The following is a 24,046-nucleotide window of genomic DNA, read 5'->3' as shown; positions in this document are numbered from 1 at the left end:
GCATCTGAAAACAGACCGGGTCGATACCGCGCACGACGACGCGCGCAACGAAACTGCGTGATGCCGCCCCGCCTTCGCGCATCGACAAATTGATCAGCGGATTGGGCGCTCCGGAACGTCAACCTTCAGACGTTCGCGATCGGCAATGCGTGTACGCTCGGCGGCCATACGAGCCGGCGGCGCGCCGCGAATCGATATCGACGAAAATATCCGCACGCAAGTCCTGCCGCTACACGCCCGATTGCCGGAGCCGGCCTGCACCCTGGAGCGTCATGAAGATAGAAAACTCGGAACTCGAAGCGTTCGTCGCCGTCGCCGAACTCGGCACGTTTCATCGTGCGGCGGAAAAGCTGCATCTGACCCAGCCGGGGCTGTCGCGCCGCATCCAGAAGCTCGAACAGACGCTCGGCGTCGAGCTGTTCCAGCGCACCACGCGCAGCGTGACGCTGACGGGTGTCGGCCGCCAGTTCCTGCCGATGGCGCGCGAGCAGATCGCACAGCTCGGAATGATGCTGTCGTCGATCCAGGAGATCGCGCAAAAGCGTTACGGCAAGGTGCGCCTCGCGTCGATCCCGACCGTCGTCGCGCAAGCGCTGCCCGGCGCGCTGCGCGGCTACGCGGACAAGTATCCGCACGTCGCCGTGCAGATCCTCGACGGCAATCACGACTTCGTGCTGTCGCAGGTGCGCGCGGGCATCGCGGAGTTCGGCGTCAGCCTGCATCCGGGCGACGACGACGATCTCGCGTTCGAGCCGCTCTTCACGGACCGCTACGTACTCGCGGCGCACGAGGACGACCCGCTGGCACGCGCGGACGCCGTCACGCTCGGCGAATTGCGGCACGCGAAACTCGTCATCGGTGGTCGCGACAGCGGCAACCGTCTGCTGCTCGAAATGATGATGGGTCAGGAAGCGGTGCGCAGCCGCTGGTTCTACGAGGTCGAGCACATCTCGTGCGTCACCGCGCTCGTGGCGGCCGGCGTCGGCTGCGCCATCCTGCCCGAGAGCGCGTTGCGTGCGTACGGCGCGCCCACGGTACGCGCGGTGCCGATCGCGAACCCGACCATCGATCGCACGGTCGGCATCGTGCGGCATCGGACCATCTCGATGTCCAGCTTCGCGAGCGACCTTCATGCGCTGGTGAAAGCGGCGTTCGCATAACGCCGACGGCGACGGATGGCGCCCCGAACGGCGATCCCGCGTCGCCGCATTGATGCTGGTTTCGCATGAATCGCGAGCCGAACGGCATTGGACGCCCGAAAAATGGCTGGCGACGATGATGGCGAACATGAACGACGGAACCGGGCAGCACGTCCGGTCCGGACGAATTCCGGAGGAGCCATCATGCATTTCGACGTGATCCTGCGCCGCGGCGAACTGATCGACGGGACGGGAGCCGCGCGCTTCGAGGCCGATCTCGGCGTGACGGGCGAGCGCATCGCCGCGATCGGCGACCTGCGCGGCGCGACTGCCGTGCACACGCTCGACGCAGGCGGTCTGATCGTCGCGCCGGGCTTCATCGACAGCCACACGCACGACGACGCGTTCGTGCTGACCGATCCCGACGTCGAACCGAAGGTCGCGCAAGGCGTCACCACGGTGATCGCCGGCAACTGCGGGATTAGCCTCGCGCCGCTGCTCGCCGAGCGCGACGTGCCGCAGCCGCTCGACCTGCTCGGCGCATGGCAGTCGTTTCGCTTTTCATCCTTTCGCGCCTATCTGGGCGCGCTCGATGCAACGCCCGCCGCCGTCAACACGGCGGCCCTCGTCGGTCACTCGACACTGCGCGTGCGGCACATGGCGGATCTCGGCCGCGCGGCCAACGCGGCGGAAATCGCGGCGATGGCGGCCGATGTGCGCGCAGCGATGGCCGCCGGCGCGTTCGGCGTGTCGACCGGCACCTTCTATCCGCCCGCGGCGGCGGCAACGATCGACGAACTGATCGACGTCAGCGCGCCGCTGCGCGAGACGGGCGGCGTGTTCGCGACGCATCTGCGCGACGAAACCGACGCGATCATCGCTTCGCTTGACGAAGCGTTCTCGATCGGGCGTGCGCTCGACGTGCGCGTCGTGCTGTCGCATCACAAGGTGGCCGGCACCGCCAATCACGGCCGCTCGATCGAAACGCTCGCGCATATCGACGCGCAGCGCACGCGACAGCCGCTGTGTATCGACTGCCATCCGTATCCGGCCACGTCGACGATGCTGCGCGCGGATCGCGTCCGCCAGTCGTCGCGCGTGATCGTTACATGGTCGAAGCCCCGTCCCGAGTTCGCGGGCCGTGATTTCCACGCACTGCTGCCGCTGTTCGGCGATTCGATCGATGCCGCGATCGACGCGCTGCGCCCCGCCGGCGCGATCTACTTCGTGATGGACGAAGCGGACGTCGAACGCATCATGCGCCACGAGTTGACGATGGTCGGCTCCGACGGCCTGCCCAACGACATACGTCCGCATCCGCGGCTGTGGGGTACGTTCCCGCGCGTGCTCGGCGAATTCTCCCGCGAGCGTGGCCTGTTCCCACTCGAAACGGCCGTGCGCAAGATGACGGGCCTCACGGCCGAGCAATTCGGCATCGCGGAACGCGGGCGGCTCGCGGTCGGCCATTACGCGGATCTCGTCGTGTTCGACCCCGCGCGCGTGATCGACCGCGCGACGTTCGCGAGCCCGACGCTGCGCCCGGAAGGCATCGAACACGTGTTCGTCAACGGGCATGCGGTGCTCGAACACGGCCGGCATACCGGCGCGCGCCCCGGCCAGGCGCTGCGCCGCCGCCCCTGAGTCAACCTGCACGGAGTCACCATGACGAATTCCAACGGCCTCCCCACGCCGCACGGCATGCAATCCGGCTCGGGCCCGCTCGCGGATACGGCCGCGCCCGGCATCGACGCGTTGTATGCGCGCCTGAGCCGACGCATCATTCCGCTGATCCTCGTCTGCTATTTCTTCGGCTATCTCGATCGCGTCAACGTCGGCTTCGCGAAACTGCAGATGATGACGGATCTGCATTTGACGGACGCCGCCTACGGCATCGGCGCGGGCCTGTTCTTCGTCAGCTATCTTCTGCTGCAGGTGCCGACCGGCTGGCTCGTGCAACGGGTCGGCGTGAAGCGCTGTCTCGCCGGCTCGATGCTCACATGGGGCGCCGTATCGGTCGCCACGCTCGCCACCCGCGATACCGCGAGCTTCTATGCGCTGCGCTTCCTGCTCGGCGTGACGGAGGCGAGCTTCTTTCCGGCCGTGATCGCCTACTTCGGCGTGTGGTTTCCGTCGCACCGGCTCGCGAAGGTCATGGCGTTCCTGTTTCTCGCGATGCCGATGGGCGTCATCGTCGGCGGCCCGCTGTCGGGCTGGATCATGGATGCGACGCACGGCGGCCTCGGGTTGCGCGGTTGGCAGTGGATGTTCCTGATCGAAGGCCTGCCGGCCATCGTGCTCGGCATGTACCTGCTCGCGCGCGTGACGGAACGGATCGACGACGCCGTCTGGCTGACCGACGCGGAAAAACGCATGATTCGCGCGGAGATGGCGCAGGAAGCGGCCGGCAAGCGCACGCACCTCTACGCCGCGCTGCGCGAACCGACACTGTGGCTGCTGTTCGCAACCTCGTTCCTCTACAACGTCGGCAACTACGGGCTGGTGTTCTGGATGCCGACGATGATCAAGGCGCTCGGCTCGCTGAGCAATCTGGGGATCGGCCTCGTCAGCGCGATACCGTACCTCGTCGCATCGATCGCGATGGTCGCGAACGCGCAGCATTCGGTGCGAACCGGCGAGCGCCGCTGGCATACGGCGCTGCCGGTCGCCATCGGCGGAGTCGCGCTGCTCGCGAGCCTCGGCATGCGTGCACATCCGGTGCTCGCCGTCATGTGCCTGACCGTGGGCGTGGCGGGCATCATGAGCACGCTTGCGATGTTCTGGAGCCTGCCGTCGCGGATTCTCACCGGCGAAGCCGCCGCGGGCGGCGCCGGGCTCGTCAACATAGGCGCGGCCGTCGCCGGGTTCGTCGGCCCGACGCTGATGGGCTATGCGTCCGGACTGACGGGAAGCACCGAACTCGGCGTCGCGCTGCTCGCGTTCGCGCTCTTCGCCGCCGCCGCGCTGATCCTGTCGATCCCGCGCCGGTTCATGGTGCGCGCATGAGCGCGGTTCCGTCGATGCGCGGCGCGCTCGCGCTGGCTACGGAGGTGCGCGCGGGACGCGCGAGCGCCGTGTCGGTCGTGCAGAGCGTGCTGGCCGATATCGCTGCGCGCGACGGCGCCATCCATGCGTGCGCACGGACCTTCGACGCGCGCGCACTGCGCGACGCGCGGCGGATCGACGCGATGGTGCGCAGCGGACGCGACCCGGGCCCGTTGGCCGGCGTGCCGTTTCTCGTCAAATGGAATTTCGACGTGGCCGGCTACCCCACGGTCGCGGGATCGCCGGCGCGCGCGGCGCTGCCGGCCGCCGCTACCGATGCGGCGGCGGTCGCGCAACTATGCGCGGCCGGCGCGGTGCCGGTCGGCGCGACGCATATGGACGAACTCGCGTGCGGCGCCACCGGCGTGAATCCGCACTATGGCGCGGTGCGCCTGCCGGCCGACCCGACGCGCATGACCGGCGGTTCGTCGAGCGGCTCGGCTGCCGCGGTCGCCGCCGGATACGTGCTGCTTGCGCTCGGCAGCGACACCAACGGCTCGATCCGCGCACCGGCAGCGCTATGCGGCGTGTGGGGATTTCGCCCGGGCGACGGGCGGCTGTCGCGGGCCGGCTGCCTGCCCTATGCCGATTCGCTCGACAGTATCGGTGGATTCGCGAACGATATCGACGATCTGGCAGCTCTGTACGACACGCTCCGCGACGCGGATTCATTGCGCTCGCAACCGATTCGCGATCCGGCCGCCCCGCTGCGCGTCGCGGTGCTGACCGGCGATTTCGAACGACATGCCGATGCGGACGCGCAACGCGCCGTCCGGCGCGCGGCAGCCTGTCTGAATGCGGGCGAATCGATAGCGCTCGACCGCGACGAAGTCTCGCACGTGCGGGAGGCCGCGATCGCAATCTCGAACGTGGAGCTGGCCCGCAACCATCGCGGGTTGCTCGACGCGCCGGCGGCGCTCGTATCCGAACGACTGCGGTCGCGCATCGCAACCGGCGTCTCGACGTCCGCCGCCACGTATCGGGAAGCGCTTGCATGCCGTGCGGCGTGGCGCGTGCGCGTCGAAGCGCTGTTCGCACGCTACGACGTGCTGCTCGCCGCCGCGACGCCCTGCGCGGCGCCGCGCGTGACCGACCCGACCGTCGATATCAACGGCGCCCTGCTCGAGCCGGCCAAGACGCTCGGCCTGCTCACGCAGCCGATTTCGTTCGCGGGGCTGCCCGTCGTCAGCGCACCCTGCTTCGTGCCGGGAGAACTGCCGGTCGGCGTCCAGTTGATCGGCGCACCGCATGCCGACGCGGTCTGCTTCCACGCCGCGCGGCAATTCTCTATCGCGTGGCGCGACCTGGGTCGGTAGCGACGCCCCTTGGTGAGCCGCGCCGCCGCGAGTATGCTTGCAGCTCGAACCTTCTCCAACCCGGGCGCGCGCCCCTACCGCGGGCAAGCGCCCCACCAACCGTCACTCACCATCGATGGATTTCGACGTCATCGTTCTCGGCGCCGGCATCGTCGGCGTCTGCGCCGCGCTGCACCTGCAGGATCGCGGCCGCAAGGTCGCGCTCGTCGATCGCGGCGCGCCCGGCGAAGGCACGAGCTTCGGCAATGCCGGGCTGATCGAGCGCTCGTCGGTCGAACCGTACCCGTTCCCGCGCAGCCCGTTCACGCTGATGCGCTATGCGCTGAACCGCTCGACCGACCTCTACTGGCACAGCGCGTCGCTGCCCGCGTTCGCACCGTGGCTCGCGCGGTTCTGGTGGGAATCGGCGCCGCTGCGTCACGCGGCGGCCTCGCGCGACATGCTGCCGCTGATCGAGCGCTGCATCGTCGAGCACGACGCGCTGATCGCGCGGGCCGGCGCCGGCGAACTGGTCCGCGCCAGCGGCTGGCTGGAAGCGTTCCGCACGCCGGCCGCATTCGAGCGCGGCGTGGCCGACGCCGGCCTCACCGCGCGCCGCCACGGGCTCGGCATCACGCCGCTCGACGCGGCCGCGCTGCGCGCGCACGAGCCGAGCCTCGCACCGGGCTTCTGCGGTGCGCTGCACTGGCTCGACCCGAAAAGCGTCGTCGATCCGGCCGCGCTCGTCAAAGCGTATGCGCAACTGTTCGTACGGGGCGGCGGCACGCTGCTGACGGGCGACGCCGCGAGTCTCGACGCGCTGTCGCCCGGCTGGCAGGTCCGGACCGACGACGGCCCCGCGGCCGCGCCGGCCGTCGTCGTCGCGCTCGGCCCGTGGTCAGACACGGTATTCGGCAAGTTCGGCTACAAGATCCCGCTGCGCGAGAAGCGCGGCTATCACATGCACTATGCGCCGTCCGCGCGCGGCGTGCCGTCGGCGCCGATCGTCGATCGCGAATACGGCTACGTGATCGCGCCGATGCGGCGCGGGCTGCGGCTGACGACCGGCGTCGAGATCGCGCGGCGCCGCGTGCCGCCCACCGGCGTGCAGCTCGAACGCGCGGAACGCGTCGCGCGGCCGGTGTTCGGTTTCGGCGAGCGGCTCGACCCGCATCCGTGGCTCGGCTTCCGGCCGTGCACGCCCGACATGCGCCCGGTGATCGGCCCCGCGCCCGCGCATCGCGGGCTGTGGTTCGCGTTCGGGCACAACCATCACGGGCTGACGCTCGGCCCCGTCACCGGCCGCCTGCTCGCCGAGATGATGACCGGGGAAGCGCCGTTCACCGATCCGGCGCCGTATCGCGCGGATCGCTTCTGAGCGGGCGATGCCGGCCGGCGCGCAGGCCTGACGGCGTCGTGCCCGCCGCCGTCAGCGAAAACGAAGCTGGCCCCGCCCGAGCTGAGAAACGGACGCGCAGCCCATCAGCCGCATGTCCCGCTCGATCTCCGTGCGCATCAGTTGCAACGCGCGCTCGACGCCGGGCTGCCCGGCGGCGGCGAGCGGGAACAGGTAATAGCGCCCCAGCCCGACGGCCTTCGCACCGAGCGCCAGCGCCTTGAGCACGTGCGAACCCCGTTGCACGCCGCCGTCCATCATCACGTCGATCCGGTCGCCCACCGCGTCGACCACCTCGGCAAGCTGGTCGAACGCGGCGCGCGAACCGTCCAGTTGCCGTCCGCCGTGGTTCGACAACACGATGCCGGTGCAGCCGATGTCCACCGCCCTGCGCGCGTCGTCGACCGACATCACGCCTTTCAGGCAAAACTGCCCGTTCCACTCCCGCACCATCGCGGCGACGTCGTCCCACGACATCGACGGATCGAGCATGTCCGTGAAGTAGCGGCTGATCGACATCGCGCCGCCGCTCATGTCGACATGCTGGTCGAGTTGCGGCAAACGGAATCGCTCGTGGGTCAGGTAGTTGATCGCCCAGGCCGGCTTCAACGCGAATTCGGTGAGCCCCGCGAGCGTCAGCCGGAACGGAATCGAGAAGCCGGTGCGCTTGTCGCGCTCGCGATTGCCGCCGGTGATGCTGTCCACCGTCAGCATCATCACGTTCACGCCGGCTTGCCTGGAACGGTTCATCATCTCGCGGTTGAGGCCGCGGTCCTTGTGAAAATAGAACTGGTAGACCTGCGGGCCCGGGCTGATCGCACGGGCTTCTTCCAGGCTCACGGTGCCGAGCGACGACACGCCGAACATCGTGTCGAATTTCGCGGCGGCGGCGGCGACAGCGCGCTCGCCGTCATGGTGAAACAGGCGTTGCAGCGCGGTCGGCGAACAGTACACCGGCATGCCGAGCTTTTGCCCCATGACCGTCACCGACAGATCGACGTCGCGCACGCCGCGCAACACGTTCGGCACGAGATCGCAGCTTTCGAACGCGCTCGTGTTGCGTCGATACGTGGTTTCATCGTCGGCCGCGCCGTCGATGTAATTGAAGATCGGCCCCGGCAATCGTCGTCTGGCCAGCTCGCGGAAGTCGTGGAAATTGTGGCAATCGTTCACGCGCATTCGTCACACTCCATTCGGCGCGCGAGCGGCATGCCGATCGACCGGCGCGCATCGCTCGCATCGCAGCGTTCGTTCTGTCCCGGCGGCCGATACCCTCGCGCGATGCGCACGCCGCATCGGCACGCGAAAATCCGCATCGTGTCAGCTGCGGCCGACCATGCGGCGAATCGACTCGCGCACTCAGTCGAGCGCACGGCCAAAGATGCGGATCACTTCATCGAGATGCTCGGCCATCGCGCGACGCGCGGCGTCGGGGTCGCGCGCGCGGATCGCGTCGAGGATCGCGCGGTGTTCCAGCTCCGAGCGGTGCGGCATGTCGTTCGGCATGTACAGCGACTGCAGCCGCTGGAACATCGGGTCGTACTTGTGCGCCAGCAGTTGCTTGATCATCAGCGCATACGCGGCGTTGTCGCTCGCTTCCGCGATGCGGATATGGAACAGCCGGTCGCCCGGGTGCGTGAGCGAGCCGCTGCGGTTGTCGTCCTGGTTGCGCAGGAACGCTTCGTGGATACCTTCGATCTGCGCGTCCGAGCCGTGCCGCGCGGCCAGCGAAGCGGCTTCCGGCTCGATCAGCCGGCGCGCCTGCAGCAGCGCGAACGGCGGGATTTCGGTATCGAGATCGAGTGCGATGCCGAGCTCCGGATCGATCTCGACGATCGAGAACGGCGCGACCTTCCCGACCGGTGCCGGCGCGGGTTCGGGCGCGGCCGCCGTTTCAGGAAGCCGCACCTTCACGCCGTCGCCGACGCGCACGCTGACGAGCCCGCTCACCTCGAGCGCGATCAGCGCCTCGCGCACCGACGTGCGCGACACGCCGAACTGTTCGGCGAGCTCGCGCTCGGGCGGCAGATAGCTGCCCGGCGGGAAATCGCCCGACTCGATCATCGCGCTGAGCTTGTCGGCGATCTGCTGGTAGAGGCGGCGGTTCTGAATCGGCTGGATGGACATACGTTGACGCTGGTAATCGGTTTCGTTGCGGACGGCCCGACGAATCGCACAGACCGCTCGCGCCTATTCTATATGCCGCGCTTCACATCGCCCGGCACCGCGTAGCAACGCGCGGCCGTGCCGCCCCACAACGCGCCGCGCTCGGCCGCCGACAGCCGCGATTCGGCCCAGCGCTCGACGAGCGACGCGACCTCGTCATACGACGCCGCGAGCAGGCACACGGGCCAGTCCGATCCGAACATCAGCCGCTGCGGGCCGAATGCGTCGAGCGCCGCGTCGAGGCACTGCTCGATATGCCGGATGTCCTGCGCGCGCAGGCCGCGCCGCCAGTCGGCCTCGGTCACGAGCCCCGACAGCTTGCATGCGACGTGCGGCAGCGCGCCGAGCTCGCGCAGCGACGCGCGCCAGCGCGCGAGCGCCGTGTCGTCGCGCTCGAACTCGGCGAGCGCCGGCTTGCCGCAATGATCGAGCACGAGCCAGTGCGCATCGTGCCGCGCGCAGAACGCACGGACCGCCGGCAACTGGCGTTCGAACACGAGCACGTCGTACACGTAGCCGTTCGCCTGCAGCCACGCCACACCGCGATTGAAAGCGGGATCGGCGACGAACGCGCCGACGTCGGCTTCGTCCTGCACCTGATGACGAAAGCCGCACAGCTTCGGGCTGCGCCACTCGGCGACGCGGTCGGCCAGCGCCGGCGCACCGAGATCCTCCCACCCGACCACCGCCGCGATGCGCGCGTCGTCGCGCGCGAGGTCGAGCAGGAACGCCGTCTCGTCGCGCCCGGCGCGCGCCTGCACCGCGATCGACGCGCCAAGCGCCTGCGCATGCAGTTGCGGCCACAGCATATCGGGCAGGTAGTCGCGCGCGAGCACGCCCATGCCGGGGCCGATCCACGGATAGTCGGCCGCGCGATAACGCCAGAAGTGCTGATGCGAATCGATACGCACTGCGCCCATGATCCCCTCGTGTTCAATCGTCTCGGCAGCGGCGGCGCGCATCGTCGCGATCGCCGCCGGCACGCCACGATCAGTCGTACAACACCGCCGCGATCTTCGGATCGTCGATATTGGTCTTGTCGTACCAGTAGAAGCCGGTATCGATGACCTTCGGCAGCTTCTCGCCCTTGATCGCCTTCACGGCCGCCTCGACCGTCTTGTAGCCGATCCCGATCGGGTTCTGCGTGATCGCGCCGGCCATCAGCCCGCTGCGGATCGCATCCTTCTGCTGCTTGCCGGAGTCGTAGCCGACGATCACGACCTTGCGCTTCATCTCGCGCACGCCGTTGACCACGCCGATCGCCGAGCCCTCGTTGGTGCCGAACAGCCCCTTGAGCTTCGGATACGCCTGCAGGATCGACTTCGTCACCTCGGTCGATTTCAGCTGGTCGCCTTCGCCATACTGCACGGTCACGACCTGCACCTTCGGGTGCGCGGATTTCATCCGTTCCAGGAAGCCGTCGCGGCGGTCGATGCCGGTGCGGCTCGTCTGGTCGTGCGCGACCACGGCCACCTGCCCTTCGTCGCCGATCAGCGCGGCGAGCTTGTCGGCGGCGAGCGCGGCGGCCGCCTTGTTGTTGGTCGCGGCCGTCGTCACCGGAATGTCGCTGTCCACGCCCGAATCGAACGCGATCACCGGGATCTTCTCGGCCTGCGCCTTCTTCAGCAGCGGCAGCGCGGCCTTGCTGTCGAGCGCCGCGAAGCCGAGCGCGGCCGGCTTCTTCGCGATCGCGGCCGACAGCATGTCGATCTGCTTGTCGACCATCGCCTCGGTTTCCGGCCCTTCGAACGTCACCTTCACCTTGTAGTCCTTCGCGGCCTGCGTCGCGCCCGATTTCACGGCCTGCCAGAACTGATGCTGGAAGCCTTTCGAGATCAGCGGGATGTACGTCTCCTGCGCCTGCGCGCCGGCCGTGACGCCGACGGCGAACGTCAGCCCGACGATCGCGTTCAACACCTTGCTCCTGATCACTTCGCGTCTCCTTGGTTGGTATCGACTGAAATGCCGGCCCGGCCGGCGGTGCAGCGCCTGGGTGCCCGTGTTCGTTTCTTCCTGCGCGCGTGCATCAGCGGCGGCGCCGGCGCAGAATGTCCACATAGACGGCGAGGATGATGATCACGCCCGTCACGACCGTCTGCCATTCCTGCGCGACCGACATGATGCGCAGCCCGTTGGTCAGCACGCTCATGATGAACGCGCCGATGATGGTGCCGACGATGCTGCCCGCGCCGCCCGACAGCGACGTGCCGCCGATCACGACGGCCGCGATCGCATCGAGCTCGTAGCCCTGCCCGAGCGCCGGCTGCGCGGAATTGAGCCGCGACGCGATCAGCAGGCCGGCGATCCCGCACACCGCGCCGCTGAACGTGTACACGGCGATCTTCCACGCGTCGACGTTCACGCCGGACAACCGCAGCGCTTCCTCGTTGCTGCCGAGCGCGAACGTGTAGCGGCCGAAGATCGTGCGGTTCAGCACGATCGACGCGCCGATCGCGACGAGGAACAGGATCAGCACCGCGTTCGGGATCGGCAGCGCGGGGATCAGGTTGCCGATCAGCGAATCCTGCGCGATCGACGTGAAGCCCGGCGTGTCGTTGAAGTAGATCGGCCGCGTGCCCGAGATCACGAGCGACAGCCCCTTGAGCAGCATCATCATGCCGAGCGTCGCGATGAACGGCGGCACCTTCATCTTCGCGATCACGAAGCCCGACACACAGCCCGACAGCGCGCCGAAGCACAGCGCGGCCAGGATCCCGAGCGGCAGCGGCATCCCCCACTTCGTCAACACGACGCCGGCCATCACCGCGCAGAACGTCATCAGCGTGCCGACCGACAGGTCGATGCCGGACGTGATGATCACGTACGTACAGGCGACGGCCAGCACGCCGTTCACGGCGGTGGCCTGCAGGATCGACACGAGGTTGTCGACTTCGAGGAAGTTCGACGACGCGAAGCTGAAGAACACGATCAGCAGCACGAGGCTCGCGAACGCGAGCAGCTTCTGCCGCGCGGCCGGGTTGAAGAAGCGCGACTTCAGGCTCGATGCGGCGGCCGGCGTGTCGCCGGTGGCCAGGGGCGGAACGGGATGCGTATCGTTGGACATGATCGTTGGGCGTCTGAGCGTCTGATTCAGGACAACACGGTCGACTCGCGCTGCGTCGCGAGCTGCATGATCTTTTCCTGCGTGGCGTCGGCCGCGCGCAATTCGCCGGTCACGCGGCCTTCGCACATCACGAGAATCCGGTGGCTCATGCGCAGCACCTCGGGCAACTCCGACGAGATCATCACGATCGCCTTGCCGTCGGCGGCCAGCGCGTCGAGCAGCTTGTAGATCTCGCTTTTCGCGCCGACGTCGATGCCGCGCGTCGGCTCGTCGAAGAACAGGATGTCGCAGTCGCGCAGCAGCCACTTCGCGATCACGATCTTCTGCTGGTTGCCGCCCGACAGCAGTCGCGCGGGCTGCGCGACCGACGGCGTGCGGATCGCGAGCCGCCGTACGTACGACTGCGCGGCGTCGCGCATCGCGCGCGCATCGAGGAACAGGCCGCGGCGCACGAAGCGGCGCATGCTCGACAGCGCGATGTTGTTCTGCACGTCCATCCCGACCGCGAGCCCGAAGTGCTTGCGATCCTCGGACAGGTAGCCGATGCCATATTTCACCGCATCGGCGGGCGTGCGGATCGTCACGGCCCGGCCGTGCACGCGGATCTCGCCCGCGTCCACCGGATCCGCGCCGAATACCGCACGCGCGACCTCGGTGCGGCCCGCGCCCATCAGCCCGGCGAAGCCGAGGATCTCGCCGCGCCGCAGCGTGAAGCCGACGTCGCGGATCGCGCGGCCGCGCGACAGCCCGCGCACCTCGAGCGCAATCTCGTTCGCGGACGTATCGGGCGGCGTGCGGCTTTCCGTATCGAGCTGGCGGCCGACCATCATCGAGATGATCGATTCCATCGACGTACCCGCCATCGGCACGGTCGCGACATACTTGCCGTCGCGCATCACGGTCACGCGATCGGCGATCTGGCGCAGCTCGTCCATCTTGTGCGAGATGTACACGATGCCGACCCCGTTCGCGCGCAGGTCGCGGATGATGCGGAACAGTTCGGCGATCTCCGCGTTGTTCAGCGCGGCGGTCGGCTCGTCCATGATCAGCGCGCGCGAGTCGAACGACAGCGCCTTCGCGATCTCGACCATCTGCTGCTTCGCGACCGTCAGCCGGCCGACCTGCGTGCGCGGGTCGAGATCGAGCCGCATCCGCCGGAAGATCGCGGCCGCGTCGCGGTTGAGCTTCTCTTCGTCGACGAACACGCCGAAGCGGCCGCGCGGCTCGCGACCGATGAAGATGTTCTGCGCGACGCTCAGGTGATTCATCAGGTTCAGCTCCTGATGGATGATGCCGATGCCGAGCGCCTGGGCGGTGCGCGGATCGGCGATCTCCACCGGGCGGCCGTCCATCCGGATCTCGCCTTCGTCCTTCTGGTACACGCCCGCGAGAATCTTCATTAGCGTCGACTTGCCGGCGCCGTTCTCGCCCATCAGCGCATGCACTTCGCCCGCGCGCAGGTCGAAACGGCAATCGTCGAGCGCCTGCACGCCCGGAAAGCGCTTGCCGATGCCGGTCAGCGCGATCAGCGGCGGGGCAGTGTTCGGGTTCAGGTCGGGTTGCATCGCGCGCGGCCCTCAGCTGATCGCACGATCGAGATGCGTATAGCCGCCATCGACGAACAGCCACTGGCCCGTCGTGTGCGATGCGCGCTCCGACAGCAGGAACACCGCCGTGTCGGCAATTTCGTCGGCCGTCGTGAAGCGCCGGCCGAGCGGCACCTTGCCGGCAATCTCCGCGACCTTCGCTTGCGGGTCGTCGAAGCCGGCGATCCAGTTCTGGTAAAGCGGCGTCATCACTTCGGCCGGGATCACCGCGTTCACGCGCACGCCGTCGTCGCGCAACGCGACTGCCCATTCGCGCGTCAGCGCGAGCTGCGCGCCCTTCGACGCGCAATAGCCGCTCGTGTTGCCCTGCCCGGTCACGGCCGTCTTCGACGAGATGTTGACGATCGCGCCGCGCGCCGCCTTCAGGTGCGGCACGCAGTAATGCGCCATCACGTAGTAGTGGATCAGGTTGCGTTCGAGCGATGCGACGAACGCATCGCGCCCGGCGTCGAGACCGATGCTGTCGTTGATGCCCGCGTTGTTGACGAGCCCGTCGATGCGGCCGAAGCGCGCGATGGTTTGCGCGACGCCGTCGCGGCACCGCGCGTCGTCCTGCAGTTCGACCGTGACGCACGCGGCGCGCGGCTGTTTCCGCGTGAGTTCGCGCCAGAAGCCGTCGTCCGGTGCGTGGCGCGCGAACACCACCGGTATCGCGCCTTCGCCTGCCAGCCGCATCGAGATCGCGGCGCCGATGCCCGACGCGCCGCCGGTCACGATCACGACCTTGTCTTGCAGATTCAAATCCACTTCGCGTCTCCGTCGTTCATGTTGTCGCCGTGCACGGCGCGCGGGGTGCGCCCGACGCGCACAGCGCGCGCCGTCGTGCGTCGCCCGTGTCAGCCGCGGAACCGGTACTGCTCCAGCGATTCGGGCTTCATCTCGATCGAGAAACCGGGCGCGGTCGGCGGCATGTACGCCGCGTTGCGCACCACGCACGGCTCGACGAAATGCTCGTGCAGGTGATCGACGTACTCGGTCACGCGCCCTTCCTTCGTGCCGGAGATGCACACGTAATCGATCATCGACAGGTGCTGCACGTATTCGCACAGCCCGACGCCGCCCGCATGCGGGCACACCGGCAGCCCGTATTTCGCGGCCATCAGCATCACCGCGAGAATCTCGTTCACGCCGCCGAGCCGGCACGCATCGATCTGCACGACGTCGATCGCGCCGCGCGCGATGAACTGCTTGAACAGCACGCGGTTCTGGCACATCTCGCCGGTCGCGACCTGCACCGGCGCGATCGCCTCGCGGATCTTGCGATGCCCTTCGACGTCGTCGGGGCTCGTCGGCTCCTCGATGAACCACGGCCGCGCGAACGCGAGCTCGCGCACCCAGTCGATCGCCGCGTCCACTTCCCACACCTGGTTCGCGTCGATCATCAGCTTGCGCTCGGGGCCGATCACCTCGCGCGCGATCGTCACGCGGCGAATGTCGTCCTCGAGGTTCGCGCCGACTTTCAGCTTCACGTAGTCGAAACCCTCGTCCACCGCCTCGCGGCACAGCCGGCGCAGCTTGTCGTCGCTGTAGCCGAGCCAGCCGGCCGACGTCGTGTAGCACGGGTAGCCGTCGCGCTCCAGCGCGGCGATCCGCGCGGCCTTGCCGGGCGCCTGCCGGCGCAGCAGGTCGAGCGCTTCGTCCGGGCGCAGGCAGTCGGTCAGGTAGCGGAAGTCGATCGCCCGCACCAGCTCCTCCGGGCTCATGTCGGCGACGAGCCGCCACAGCGGCTTGCCGGCGGCCTTCGCCCACAAATCCCATACCGCATTGACGACGGCGCCCGTCGCCAGATGGATCGCGCCCTTGTCGGGGCCGATCCAGCGCAACTGGCTGTCCGACGTGACGTGCCGCCAGAAGCGGCCCATGTCCTCGCGAATCCAGTCGAGGTCGAGGCCGACGACGAGGTGACGCATCGCGTCGATCGCCGCGCAGCAGATTTCGTTGCCGCGGCCGATGGTGAACGTGAGCCCGTGACCTTCGAGCCCGTCGCGGTCGGTTTCGAGCACGACGTAGGCCGCCGAATAATCGGGGTCCGGATTCATCGCGTCGGACCCGTCGAGCTGGCGCGAGGTCGGAAAGCGCACGTCGAGGACGCGCATCGATCGAATGATAGGCATGACGAACCGTCCGTTGAAGGGAATCAGGCCTGCACGGTGCGCTGGCGTTGCTCGCCGAGCCCGTCGATGCCGAGCGTGATCACCTGTCCGGCACGCAGGTAGACGGGCGGCTTCTGCCCGAGGCCGACGCCCGGCGGCGTGCCGGTCGAGATCACGTCGCCCGGCTGCAGACTCATGAAGCGGCTCAGGTAGCTGATCAGGTACGGCACGCGGAACACCATCGTCGCGGTCGTGCCGTTCTGGTACCGGTGGCCGTCCACCTCGAGCCACAGCCGCAACGCGTGCGGATCGGGCACTTCGTCGGCCGTCACGAGCCACGGGCCGATGGGGCCGAACGTGTCGTTGCCCTTGCCCTTGTCCCACGTGCCGCCGCGCTCGAGCTGGTATTCGCGCTCCGACACGTCGTTGACGACGCAGTAGCCGGCGACGTGCGACAGCGCATCGGCTTCGTCGATATAGCGGCCGCCCTGGCCGATCACCACGCCGAGCTCGACTTCCCAGTCGGTTTTCTCCGAGCCGCGCGGGATCTCGACGTCGTCGTTCGGGCCCGAGATCGCGCTCGTCCACTTGCCGAACACGACGGGCTCCTTCGGCACCTCCATCCCCGATTCGGCCGCGTGATCCGAGTAGTTGAGCCCGATGCAGATAAACTTGCCGACGCGGCCGACGCACGCGCCGAGCCGCGGCGTGCCGTCGACGCGCGGCAGCGTCGACGGGTCGAGATCGCGCAGCCGCGCGAGCGACGCGGGGGTCAGCGCGTCGCCGGCGATATCGTCGATCACGCCGGACAGGTCGCGAATGTGGCCCTGCGCATCCAGCAGGCCCGGCTTTTCATGGTGTTTGTCGCCAAATCTCAGCAGTTTCATGTCGTTGTCTGAACGGAAAGTGAATGGGAAGGCGTGGTCGGGCAGACGCGGTCGGCTAGACGCGGTCGGCCAGACGCGGTCAGTTCGACCAGCCGCCGTCGATCAGGTGAATCGTGCCGGTGGTGAACGACGCTTCGTCGGACGCCAGATACAGCGCGAGCGCGGCCACTTCGTCCGCGGTGCCGATGCGGCCGATCGGCTGGCGCGCGACGAATGCCTGGCGTACCTCGTCGGCGGACACGTGGCGCGTGCGCGCCTGGTCGGCGATGCGCTGCTCGAGCGACGGAGATTCGATCGTGCCCGGGCAGATCGCGTTGCAGCGGATGCCGCGCTCGACGAAATCGGCCGCCACCGCCTTGGTCAGCCCGATCACGGCCGCCTTGGTGGTGCCGTACACGAAGCGGTTCGGCACGCCCTTCACGCTCGACGCGGCCGACGCCATGTTGACGATCGACGCGCCGCCGGCTTCGAGCATCGCGGGCAACAGCGCGCGGATCAGCCGGTACATCGACGTGACGTTCAGGTTCAGCGAGAACGCCCACGCGTCTTCGTCGCACTCGAGGATCGAGCCGTGGTGCACGTAGCCCGCGCAGTTGAACAGCACGTCGAACGCGCGTTCGCTCGCGGCGAGCGCGGTGATGTCGCCCGCGTCGGTGACGTCGAGCCGCCGCGTGACCAGCCGGCCGCCCGCACGCTCGGCGTCGGCCTCGAGCCGCACCAGCGCGGCTTCGTTGACGTCCGTCGCCAGCACGTCGGCGCCCTCGCTCGCGAACCGCAGCGCGGTCGCGCGGCCAATGCCCTGCCCGGCCGCCGTCACCAGCGCGCGTTTGCCCTGCAATCTCATGAGCATGTCTCCGAAAAAGCCGGCCGCCAGTCGGCCGATTGGCACAAAGGACTAAAGGTCCAACCAATCATAGGAAGGGACGGCGTGTTTGTCACGAACTTGGGATTCAGTATTTACCCAGGGCTGCTCAATCCGTCGGGCGCAAGAATTCGGCGGGCGAGCGGCGTTAAAGCACCACCCCGCGGTCCGCTCAAACCCAATACCAGCGGGCCTTCCAGCCGAACACCGGGCAACGCCCGGCGCGGCGGACAACGTAAACTGACAAAAAAGTCATGTTCGCGTCAGGGTGTCAACGGGTGGCGCACGTCATCATGGTGCTGCCGGACCGCGCTTCCGGTACATCGCCCCCCTGCCCGCGCCGGATCCCTGCGGGCACCTCCGTCCCCCGGCGATGTATCCCGTGACTGGGCGAGCAGACACGGTGCGCGGCCCGATTTTCCGCCCCGGACTTTCCGTCCGGGGCTTTTTGTTCATGGTTTTTCACGAAAATAAGCGTGGATTGTTTCTAAATCGGCAAAAGGTAATTCGAGCCGGACAGGATGTTTTTTCCGGTCACAGACGCTTACATTTAGCGCACCACTCATGGAAACCGCTACGGATTCGCCATCGGGTAGTGACATCCACTGCCACGGCCGAAACCGCACGAGCTTTAGGAAACGGCAAAATGAAGGCCTCCAAATCCCTGCCTGCGCTCGATCCCGCCGACGTCCACGTCGAAATTCTGGAACGTTCCGATACGCTGCTCGTCGTGCGCTGGGTCGAACCCGGCCGCTGCCACTACGGCGAACAACGCTGGCGCCGCCGCTTCGCGCAGCGCACCGGCACCTGCGCGCTGTCGCGCCAGGTCATTCACCGCGGCGACGAAGTGTTCCGCCCGGCCGAGCGCCCGGCCCCCGCGAACGCCGCCGCCATGATCTCCGCCGCCGAGGTGCTCGCGCTGGCCGGCAGCAGGTAACGCCTGCCGGCCGTGCGCCGGGCTGGCGGTGCCACGCCATACGCCAGCCCTAGAAGCGCCGGTCTAATTCTCCTGCTTGTCTGCGACGTCCGTCCGCACTATCGTTACATCACTCGATGTAACGGTTACGTGTCGCGGCCGACCGGTCGCGCCGATGGAGGCAGACATGCATGCATGGAGCGCGCGCCACGTCCCGGCGCAAGGCGGCAAGGTCGCGGTCGTGACGGGCGCCAACAGCGGCCTCGGCTGGCAGCTCGCGGAGACGCTGGCCGCGAAAGGCGCGACGGTCGTGATGGGCTGCCGCGACGCCACGCGCGGCGCGCAGGCGGCCGACGCGATCCGCCGGCTTCATCCTCATGCACGCGTCGAAGTCGATCCGCTCGACCTCGCCGATCTCGCGTCGATCGCGCGCTTCGCGGCCGACGTGGGCGAACGCCACGGCCGCGTCGACATCCTGTGCAACAACGCCGGCGTGATGTTCCTGCCGCTGCGGCACACGCGCGACGGCTTCGAGATGCAGTTCGGCACCAACCACCTTGGCCATTTCGCGCTGACCGGCCATCTTCTGCCGGCGCTGGGCGCCGCGCGCCGGCCGCGCGTCGTCACGATGTCGAGCGGCTTCAACCGCGGCGGCCGGATTCGCGTGGACGACCTGCGCGCCGCGCAGCGCTACAACCGTTATCTCGCTTACTGCGACAGCAAGCTCGCGAACCTCGTGTTCGCGATCAAGTTGCAGCGCCGCTTCGAACGCGCGGCGTTCGCCGGCATCAGCGTGGCCGCGCACCCCGGCTACGCGGCAACCAATCTGCAGTTCGCCGGCCCGTCAATGGACCGCTCGCCCGCCCGCGCCGCGATGATGCGTGCCGCGAACCGTTATCTCGCCCAGCCGGCCGACCAGGGCGCGCTGCCGGCGATTCATGCGGCGACGTCGCCCGATCTGGCCGGCGGCGCGTACATCGGTCCGTCCGGCTGGTTCGAATCGCGCGGGCTGCCGGCGCCGGCAAGCGTGCCGCGCGCGGCGCGCAATGCGGCGTCGGCGGCGTTGCTGTGGGAAGCATCGGAAGCCGCGACGGGTGTGCGCTTTCTCAGCGCCGACGCGCCCGCTGGACGCTCGCAGCGCCGGCCGTTCGACTCGGCGGCCGAGGCACGCTGAACCGCGCACCGCCCGCCGCAACATTCTTCATACTTATTACGCCCATCGAAAAGAAAGCCCGTTGAAAGACTGATTCGACGCCGCACTGTTACCGGCCAGGAAACAATTTATCGTCAAAATCAGCGTTTACCCTGAACACGCCGGTGACTAAGATTTGATCAATCGCTCAAGACATGGTGTCGAGAGCGAACTCAATAAAACACCGGAGGTCACCATGAAATCGCTCGTTTCCGCAGTCGTTGCCGCTGCCGCCCTGTCCGCTTCGTTCGGCGCGTTTGCCCAAAGCACCGTGACGCGCGCTCAAGTGCGCAACGAACTCGTCCAGCTCGAACAAGCCGGCTACAAGCCGGGCGTGTCGAGCCCGTACTACCCGAACGACATCCAGAGCGCCGAAGCGCGCGTGCATGGCGCCGACACCAGCGGCTACGGCGCGCAACCGGCGCCGCTCGTCCACTCGGGCGCACCGGCTGCCGCTTCGTCGAACGCACGCGACTCGATCTTCTTCGGCCAATAAGCCGAGGCGCCCCGGCGGGCGCCGCGCGTCGCGCGATGAAGTCACGCAGTCCTGACGAGCCCCGTTCGCGGGGCTCGTGTTCTTTGTGAAACGCATACCTCCGCCGCCCGGCAGCGGGTGGCTTCGCCCGGACGCCTCGCGTCCGGGTGCTTTTTCCCCGAAAAGGCGTGCGTGAATGCGCCGGGTGCGCGGGTCAGCGCACTGCGGCCGGCACCGACCGCGACAGCACCCGCCACCGCGACAGCAACTCGTCGCGATCGACGTAGCAGCCCTGCAAGTGCCGGCGGCCCGTCGACGGCTCGAACGCCGTGCGCGCATGCAGCACGCGCCGGTTGTCGAACGCCCACATGTCGCCCGCCCGCAGCCGGCGCTGCACGCGAAAGCGCGGTTCGCGCGCCAGCGCGAGGAACCGCCGGTACGCACGATAGACGGCCGCCACCGAGCCGGCCGGCGCATCGAGCGGCCCGCGCAGGAAGTTCGCGACACGCACTTCCGTCACGTTGCCGCGCGCATCGCGCCCGATCACCGGCGCCGAACAGCGGTAGTCGCTGTTCGCGCTCTTGTTCCAGAACTCGAACGGCGTCGACGCGAGCCGCTCGAAATCGTCCGGATGTTCGCGCCGCAGCGCGTCCGCGAGCGCGAAGCCGTCGAGGAAGATGCTGTCGCCGCCCGTCGCATCGTTCGCAAGGCAATGCAGGAACTGCACGCCCGGCTGCAATTCGCGCGTCGGCAGGTCGGTGTGCGGCGGCAGATTCAGCGACGTATACGCATTGCTGTCCGGGCGCGGCTTCGATTCGACGTCGAACAGCACGCCGAAATTGCTTTCGCGGATCAGGCCGACGCGGCGCGCGATCTCGTCCACGCGGCCGCGCTCGGCCGGCACGCCCTCGACGAGCGTGAGCCCCGTGCGCTGCAATGCGCCGAGCCATGCGAACAACGCGCGGTCGTCCTCCATCACGTCGCGCCACGCGAACACACCGATCGCCGTTGCATCGTCGCCGGTCCATACGTGCCGCCCGTGCGCGGCCACGCGCTCGGCGCGCGACGCGTCGTCGTACGCATGCGCACGCAACCATCCCGGCGACCACGCGCTGCGGTGCCCGTCGTTCCATTCCACATGCAGCGCGCCGTCGGTTTCGACGTGCACGGTGAGCGCGGACAGATCGTCGCGCGCATCGGCGATCTCGAACACCTGTTCGCGCGTGATCGCATGCACGCACGCCGAACACGCGCAGTTGTCGCGCAGCCAGTCGAAATGAAATGGCGATCGTCGCGCGTCGCTCCACTCGACGTGCACCGCGCCATCGCCGATCGTCGCCGCCGCGATGGCCGCGTCGGCCGAAAACGTCCGCCAGTCCTCGATACGGTGTTGCGCTGCTGCCTGCATCGTTGCCTCCCGGAAAACGCCCGCTACGCGTATGGTGCGAGCAAGAACCCGCCGACCGTCCGGTGCATCCGTGCGGCCTGCGGGCTCGTCCCGAGCGCGCGCCAGCAGCCATGCACCAGCCCCTCTCCCATCCAGTAGTGCGCGACGCCGCCGGCCGCGCGAATCCGCTCGACGTACACGCGCGCATCGTCGCGCAGCGGATCATGCTCCGCGCCGATCGCCAGCACCGGCGGCAGCCCGTCGAAGCGAGTGGCTTCGAGCGGCACCGACGCGCGCAGCAGCGGATCGCCGTCGCGCAGCACGTCGCGAAGGCTGCCGCTCCAGTACAGCTCACGATAGCGGTGCACGTCGTCGAGCGTCAGCATCGGCGCGTGCGCTTCGGCTTCACGCGCAGGCGATTGCGGTTCGAAGCCGAGCATCGGATAGACGAGCGCGATGCGGTCCACGCCGCTTTCGCCCGCATCGCGCAGCGCGGTCGCCACCGCCGCCGCGAGCATCCCGCCCGCGCTGTCGCCCGCGAGCGTCAGCGGATGCACGCAGCGCCCGAACGGCCAGCGCGCATCGCGTGCGGCACGCGTGACGGCCAGGCAATCTTCAAGCGCGGCCGGCGCACGGTGTTCGGGCGCCAGCCGATAGTCGACCGCGATCACGTCGAGGCCGGTATCGGCCGCCAGTTGCGCGGTGATCAACGCATGGCTGTCGAGCGAGCCGACGACGAAACCGCCGCCATGAAAAAACAACACCGTGCCGCGCGGCGCGCCGTGCACGGACGTATAGCGCCGCAGCGCGATCGTGCGGCCGTCCGGCGCGCGCCACTCGGCGTTCTGCTGCACGATGCCGGCCGGCAGCGCGGCCGGCGTCCATTCGGCCGCGAAGCGGTCGTAGAGGCGGCGCTGCTCGTCGGGCGGGCGCGCCGCCGCATCGGCCGGATACCACGCGTCGACGGCCGCGACGAACGCCGCGATTTCCGGTTCGAGCATCGTGTGCGCTCCGCGGCGGAAGTGGAAGGTCGAAGATCGACGGTAAAGCGCGCCGCTAGCGACGCGGCGGCAGCGCGATCACGCGGCCCGCATACGCGGGCGCCGCGCAATCGCACTGCAACGCATGCAGTTCCGCCACGCGCGCGGCCACGTCGTCGTCGAACGGCGCCGATTTCGCGCCGTCGCGCGTATCGACGTGCAGCAGCATCTGCTCGCTCGCCGATACCGCGTCGTCATGCCCTTGCGCGAACAGTTCGAGATACAGGTGCAGCCGCTTCGCGTCGTGCGCGAGCACGCGCGCATCGACGCGCACCGGCGTGCCTTCCTTGATCTCGTGCAGGTAGTTCACGTGCGCTTCGAGCGTGTAGACCGAGCGGCCCCGCGTGCGACGCGCGGCGTCGTCGAGGCCGATGCGATCCAGCAATGCATCGGTCGCGAAGCTGAAGATCAGCAGATAGAACGCATCGCGCAGGTGGCCGTTGTAGTCGACCCATTCGGGCCGCACCACGTCGCGGTAAATCGTCAGCGGGGTATCGCCCGTCATCGCCTGTCCTTTATTCCTCGAATCGCATCCCGTGCCGCGCCTTCACCGCGGCGATCGCCTTCAGCACCTCGGTGATGCACTCGTCGCGATAGCGTTCGAGTTCCTTGATGCTGCGCGCGCCCTGCTGTTCGGTCGTGCCTTCGACGACGCTGTCGATCAGCGCGTCGGTGAGCTTGGGCGCGACCAGCTTCGTCCATGGCAGTTCGAGCGCGGGGCCGAACTGCTGCATGAAGTGTCGCATGCCCGCGTCGCCGCCGGCGAGCGTATAGGTCAGGAACGTGCCCATGAACGACCAGCGGATGCCCGCGCCGAAACGGATCGCGTCGTCGATCTCGCCGGTCGTCGCGACGCCTTCGTTGACGAGATGCAGCGCCTCGCGCCACAACGCTTCGAGCAAACGATCCGCGATGAAGCCCGGCACTTCCTTGCGCACGTGCAGCGGCCGCATGCCGAGCTTGCGGTAGATCTCCATCGCGGCTTCGACCGCTTCCGGCGACGTGCGCGCGCCGCCGAGCACCTCGACGAGCGGCAGCAGGTAGACCGGATTGAACGGGTGGCCGACCACGCAGCGCTCCGGATGCGTCGCACGCGCATAGAAATCCGTCGGCAGCAGCCCCGACGTCGACGACGCGATGATCGCGTCCGGCTTCGCCGCGCGGCTGATCTGCTCGTGCAGTTCGAGCTTCAGCGCCTCGCGCTCGGGCGCGCTTTCCTGGATGAAATCGGCATCGGCGACGCACGCTTCGATCGTCGACACGAACCGCAGCCGCGCCGGATCGGCGCCCGGCGCGAGGCCGACGCGCTCCAGCGCGGGCCACGCGTTCGCGACGTTCGCGCGCAGCCGTGCTTCGGCGCCGGGCGCCGGGTCCCACACGACCACGTCGAGGCCGTGCGCGAGCGCACGGCAAATCCATCCGCTGCCGATGACGCCGGTGCCGATCGCGGCGAACGTCTTGATGTCGGTCTTCACAGCCATGTCA

The 24,046-nt window shown here is 68.4% G+C and carries 22 protein-coding genes; 8 read left to right on the top strand and 14 right to left on the bottom strand.

Annotated elements, in window-relative coordinates:
• Nucleotides 1–272 precede the first annotated feature (272 nt).
• The 5 genes from WS64_RS28805 to WS64_RS28785 all read left to right on the top strand — a co-directional run bounded on the left by WS64_RS28805 (nt 273) and on the right by WS64_RS28785 (nt 6,854).
• On the top strand, nt 273–1,160 hold the full coding sequence (locus WS64_RS28805) for a LysR family transcriptional regulator (RefSeq protein ID WP_060968464.1): 888 nt from the start codon (nt 273–275) through the stop codon (nt 1,158–1,160).
• Between the two features lie 183 nt (nt 1,161–1,343).
• Nucleotides 1,344–2,780, top strand: a complete 1,437-nt coding sequence (locus tag WS64_RS28800) for an N-acyl-D-amino-acid deacylase family protein (protein WP_060968463.1) — start codon at nt 1,344–1,346, stop codon at nt 2,778–2,780.
• Between the two features lie 21 nt (nt 2,781–2,801).
• Nucleotides 2,802–4,142 carry an MFS transporter gene (locus WS64_RS28795; RefSeq protein WP_060968462.1) on the top strand — a complete coding sequence of 447 codons (1,341 nt, stop codon included), beginning with the start codon at nt 2,802–2,804 and terminating at the stop codon, nt 4,140–4,142.
• A 14-nt stretch (nt 4,143–4,156) separates the two neighbouring features.
• Entirely contained in the window at nt 4,157–5,497 is a 1,341-nt protein-coding gene (locus WS64_RS28790) for an amidase family protein (RefSeq protein WP_060968625.1), read from the top strand.
• A gap of 115 nt (nt 5,498–5,612) precedes the next feature.
• Entirely contained in the window at nt 5,613–6,854 is a 1,242-nt protein-coding gene (locus WS64_RS28785; RefSeq protein ID WP_060968461.1) for an NAD(P)/FAD-dependent oxidoreductase, read from the top strand.
• A 51-nt stretch (nt 6,855–6,905) separates the two neighbouring features.
• On the opposite strand, the gene WS64_RS28780 is transcribed toward WS64_RS28785, so the two are convergent.
• From WS64_RS28780 to WS64_RS28735, 10 genes are all read right to left on the bottom strand, one after another.
• Nucleotides 6,906–8,051, bottom strand: a complete 1,146-nt coding sequence (locus WS64_RS28780; RefSeq protein WP_060968460.1) for an alpha-hydroxy acid oxidase — start codon at nt 8,049–8,051, stop codon at nt 6,906–6,908.
• Nucleotides 8,052–8,231: 180 nt separating this feature from the next.
• Nucleotides 8,232–8,999 carry a FadR/GntR family transcriptional regulator gene (locus WS64_RS28775; protein WP_059643156.1) on the bottom strand — a complete coding sequence of 256 codons (768 nt, stop codon included), beginning with the start codon at nt 8,997–8,999 and terminating at the stop codon, nt 8,232–8,234.
• Nucleotides 9,000–9,067: 68 nt separating this feature from the next.
• Complete coding sequence (locus WS64_RS28770) at nt 9,068–9,958, bottom strand: L-fucono-1,5-lactonase (RefSeq protein ID WP_060968624.1); 891 nt, start codon at nt 9,956–9,958, stop codon at nt 9,068–9,070.
• Between the two features lie 70 nt (nt 9,959–10,028).
• On the bottom strand, nt 10,029–10,970 hold the full coding sequence (locus tag WS64_RS28765) for an ABC transporter substrate-binding protein (RefSeq protein WP_059502372.1): 942 nt from the start codon (nt 10,968–10,970) through the stop codon (nt 10,029–10,031).
• Between the two features lie 94 nt (nt 10,971–11,064).
• Entirely contained in the window at nt 11,065–12,102 is a 1,038-nt protein-coding gene (locus WS64_RS28760) for an ABC transporter permease (protein ID WP_006480700.1), read from the bottom strand.
• Nucleotides 12,103–12,128: 26 nt separating this feature from the next.
• A complete protein-coding gene (locus WS64_RS28755; RefSeq protein WP_060968459.1) occupies nt 12,129–13,667 on the bottom strand; it encodes a sugar ABC transporter ATP-binding protein in 1,539 nt (512 codons plus the stop codon).
• A gap of 12 nt (nt 13,668–13,679) precedes the next feature.
• Entirely contained in the window at nt 13,680–14,456 is a 777-nt protein-coding gene (locus WS64_RS28750) for an SDR family oxidoreductase (RefSeq protein ID WP_060968458.1), read from the bottom strand.
• Nucleotides 14,457–14,545: 89 nt separating this feature from the next.
• Nucleotides 14,546–15,823 carry an L-fuconate dehydratase gene (locus tag WS64_RS28745; protein WP_059643162.1) on the bottom strand — a complete coding sequence of 426 codons (1,278 nt, stop codon included), beginning with the start codon at nt 15,821–15,823 and terminating at the stop codon, nt 14,546–14,548.
• 23 nt (nt 15,824–15,846) lie between these two features.
• Nucleotides 15,847–16,689, bottom strand: a complete 843-nt coding sequence (locus WS64_RS28740; RefSeq protein ID WP_060968457.1) for an ureidoglycolate lyase — start codon at nt 16,687–16,689, stop codon at nt 15,847–15,849.
• Nucleotides 16,690–16,768: 79 nt separating this feature from the next.
• Nucleotides 16,769–17,533 (bottom strand): SDR family oxidoreductase, encoded by a 765-nt coding sequence (locus tag WS64_RS28735; RefSeq protein ID WP_060968623.1) that lies wholly within the window; start codon nt 17,531–17,533, stop codon nt 16,769–16,771.
• A 664-nt stretch (nt 17,534–18,197) separates the two neighbouring features.
• Here WS64_RS28735 and WS64_RS28730 point away from each other — a divergent pair.
• From WS64_RS28730 to WS64_RS28720, 3 genes are all read left to right on the top strand, one after another.
• On the top strand, nt 18,198–18,488 hold the full coding sequence (locus WS64_RS28730) for a DUF3331 domain-containing protein (RefSeq protein ID WP_006484717.1): 291 nt from the start codon (nt 18,198–18,200) through the stop codon (nt 18,486–18,488).
• 166 nt (nt 18,489–18,654) lie between these two features.
• Complete coding sequence (locus tag WS64_RS28725) at nt 18,655–19,641, top strand: oxidoreductase (RefSeq protein ID WP_060968456.1); 987 nt, start codon at nt 18,655–18,657, stop codon at nt 19,639–19,641.
• Between the two features lie 214 nt (nt 19,642–19,855).
• Nucleotides 19,856–20,155 (top strand): DUF4148 domain-containing protein, encoded by a 300-nt coding sequence (locus tag WS64_RS28720; protein WP_050012329.1) that lies wholly within the window; start codon nt 19,856–19,858, stop codon nt 20,153–20,155.
• A gap of 193 nt (nt 20,156–20,348) precedes the next feature.
• On the opposite strand, the gene WS64_RS28715 is transcribed toward WS64_RS28720, so the two are convergent.
• The 4 genes from WS64_RS28715 to WS64_RS28700 are packed head-to-tail and all read right to left on the bottom strand — an operon-like array spanning nt 20,349 to nt 24,042.
• Nucleotides 20,349–21,542, bottom strand: coding sequence for a TauD/TfdA family dioxygenase (locus WS64_RS28715; protein WP_060968455.1), 1,194 nt, complete (start codon nt 21,540–21,542; stop codon nt 20,349–20,351).
• Between the two features lie 23 nt (nt 21,543–21,565).
• Nucleotides 21,566–22,522 carry an alpha/beta hydrolase gene (locus WS64_RS28710; RefSeq protein ID WP_060968454.1) on the bottom strand — a complete coding sequence of 319 codons (957 nt, stop codon included), beginning with the start codon at nt 22,520–22,522 and terminating at the stop codon, nt 21,566–21,568.
• Nucleotides 22,523–22,577: 55 nt separating this feature from the next.
• Nucleotides 22,578–23,066: a thioesterase family protein gene (locus WS64_RS28705; protein WP_059643171.1), complete on the bottom strand. Its 489-nt coding sequence runs from the start codon at nt 23,064–23,066 to the stop codon at nt 22,578–22,580.
• A 10-nt stretch (nt 23,067–23,076) separates the two neighbouring features.
• Nucleotides 23,077–24,042, bottom strand: a complete 966-nt coding sequence (locus WS64_RS28700; RefSeq protein WP_059643173.1) for an L-carnitine dehydrogenase — start codon at nt 24,040–24,042, stop codon at nt 23,077–23,079.
• Nucleotides 24,043–24,046: the final 4 nt, after the last annotated feature.

Source organism: Burkholderia anthina, assembly GCF_001547525.1.
In the GTDB taxonomy this organism is placed as follows: Bacteria; Pseudomonadota; Gammaproteobacteria; order Burkholderiales; family Burkholderiaceae; genus Burkholderia; species Burkholderia semiarida.
This window is presented reverse-complemented; position numbering and strand designations above follow the sequence as displayed.

Bases quoted from the DNA above. Each gene is read 5' to 3' on its own strand.
- WS64_RS28790 (WP_060968625.1), top strand. From the start codon at position 4,157: ATGCGCGGCGCGCTCGCGCTGGCTACGGAGGTGCGCGCGGGACGCGCG.
- WS64_RS28770 (WP_060968624.1), bottom strand. From the start codon at position 9,958: ATGGGCGCAGTGCGTATCGATTCGCATCAGCACTTCTGGCGTTATCGC.
- WS64_RS28710 (WP_060968454.1), bottom strand. From the start codon at position 22,522: ATGCTCGAACCGGAAATCGCGGCGTTCGTCGCGGCCGTCGACGCGTGG.
- WS64_RS28735 (WP_060968623.1), bottom strand. From the start codon at position 17,533: ATGAGATTGCAGGGCAAACGCGCGCTGGTGACGGCGGCCGGGCAGGGC.
- WS64_RS28730 (WP_006484717.1), top strand. From the start codon at position 18,198: ATGAAGGCCTCCAAATCCCTGCCTGCGCTCGATCCCGCCGACGTCCAC.
- WS64_RS28805 (WP_060968464.1), top strand. From the start codon at position 273: ATGAAGATAGAAAACTCGGAACTCGAAGCGTTCGTCGCCGTCGCCGAA.
- WS64_RS28780 (WP_060968460.1), bottom strand. From the start codon at position 8,051: ATGCGCGTGAACGATTGCCACAATTTCCACGACTTCCGCGAGCTGGCC.
- WS64_RS28720 (WP_050012329.1), top strand. From the start codon at position 19,856: ATGAAATCGCTCGTTTCCGCAGTCGTTGCCGCTGCCGCCCTGTCCGCT.
- WS64_RS28725 (WP_060968456.1), top strand. From the start codon at position 18,655: ATGCATGCATGGAGCGCGCGCCACGTCCCGGCGCAAGGCGGCAAGGTC.
- WS64_RS28705 (WP_059643171.1), bottom strand. From the start codon at position 23,066: ATGACGGGCGATACCCCGCTGACGATTTACCGCGACGTGGTGCGGCCC.
- WS64_RS28755 (WP_060968459.1), bottom strand. From the start codon at position 13,667: ATGCAACCCGACCTGAACCCGAACACTGCCCCGCCGCTGATCGCGCTG.
- WS64_RS28800 (WP_060968463.1), top strand. From the start codon at position 1,344: ATGCATTTCGACGTGATCCTGCGCCGCGGCGAACTGATCGACGGGACG.
- WS64_RS28775 (WP_059643156.1), bottom strand. From the start codon at position 8,999: ATGTCCATCCAGCCGATTCAGAACCGCCGCCTCTACCAGCAGATCGCC.
- WS64_RS28715 (WP_060968455.1), bottom strand. From the start codon at position 21,542: ATGCAGGCAGCAGCGCAACACCGTATCGAGGACTGGCGGACGTTTTCG.
- WS64_RS28745 (WP_059643162.1), bottom strand. From the start codon at position 15,823: ATGCCTATCATTCGATCGATGCGCGTCCTCGACGTGCGCTTTCCGACC.
- WS64_RS28785 (WP_060968461.1), top strand. From the start codon at position 5,613: ATGGATTTCGACGTCATCGTTCTCGGCGCCGGCATCGTCGGCGTCTGC.
- WS64_RS28760 (WP_006480700.1), bottom strand. From the start codon at position 12,102: ATGTCCAACGATACGCATCCCGTTCCGCCCCTGGCCACCGGCGACACG.
- WS64_RS28740 (WP_060968457.1), bottom strand. From the start codon at position 16,689: ATGAAACTGCTGAGATTTGGCGACAAACACCATGAAAAGCCGGGCCTG.
- WS64_RS28795 (WP_060968462.1), top strand. From the start codon at position 2,802: ATGACGAATTCCAACGGCCTCCCCACGCCGCACGGCATGCAATCCGGC.
- WS64_RS28700 (WP_059643173.1), bottom strand. From the start codon at position 24,042: ATGGCTGTGAAGACCGACATCAAGACGTTCGCCGCGATCGGCACCGGC.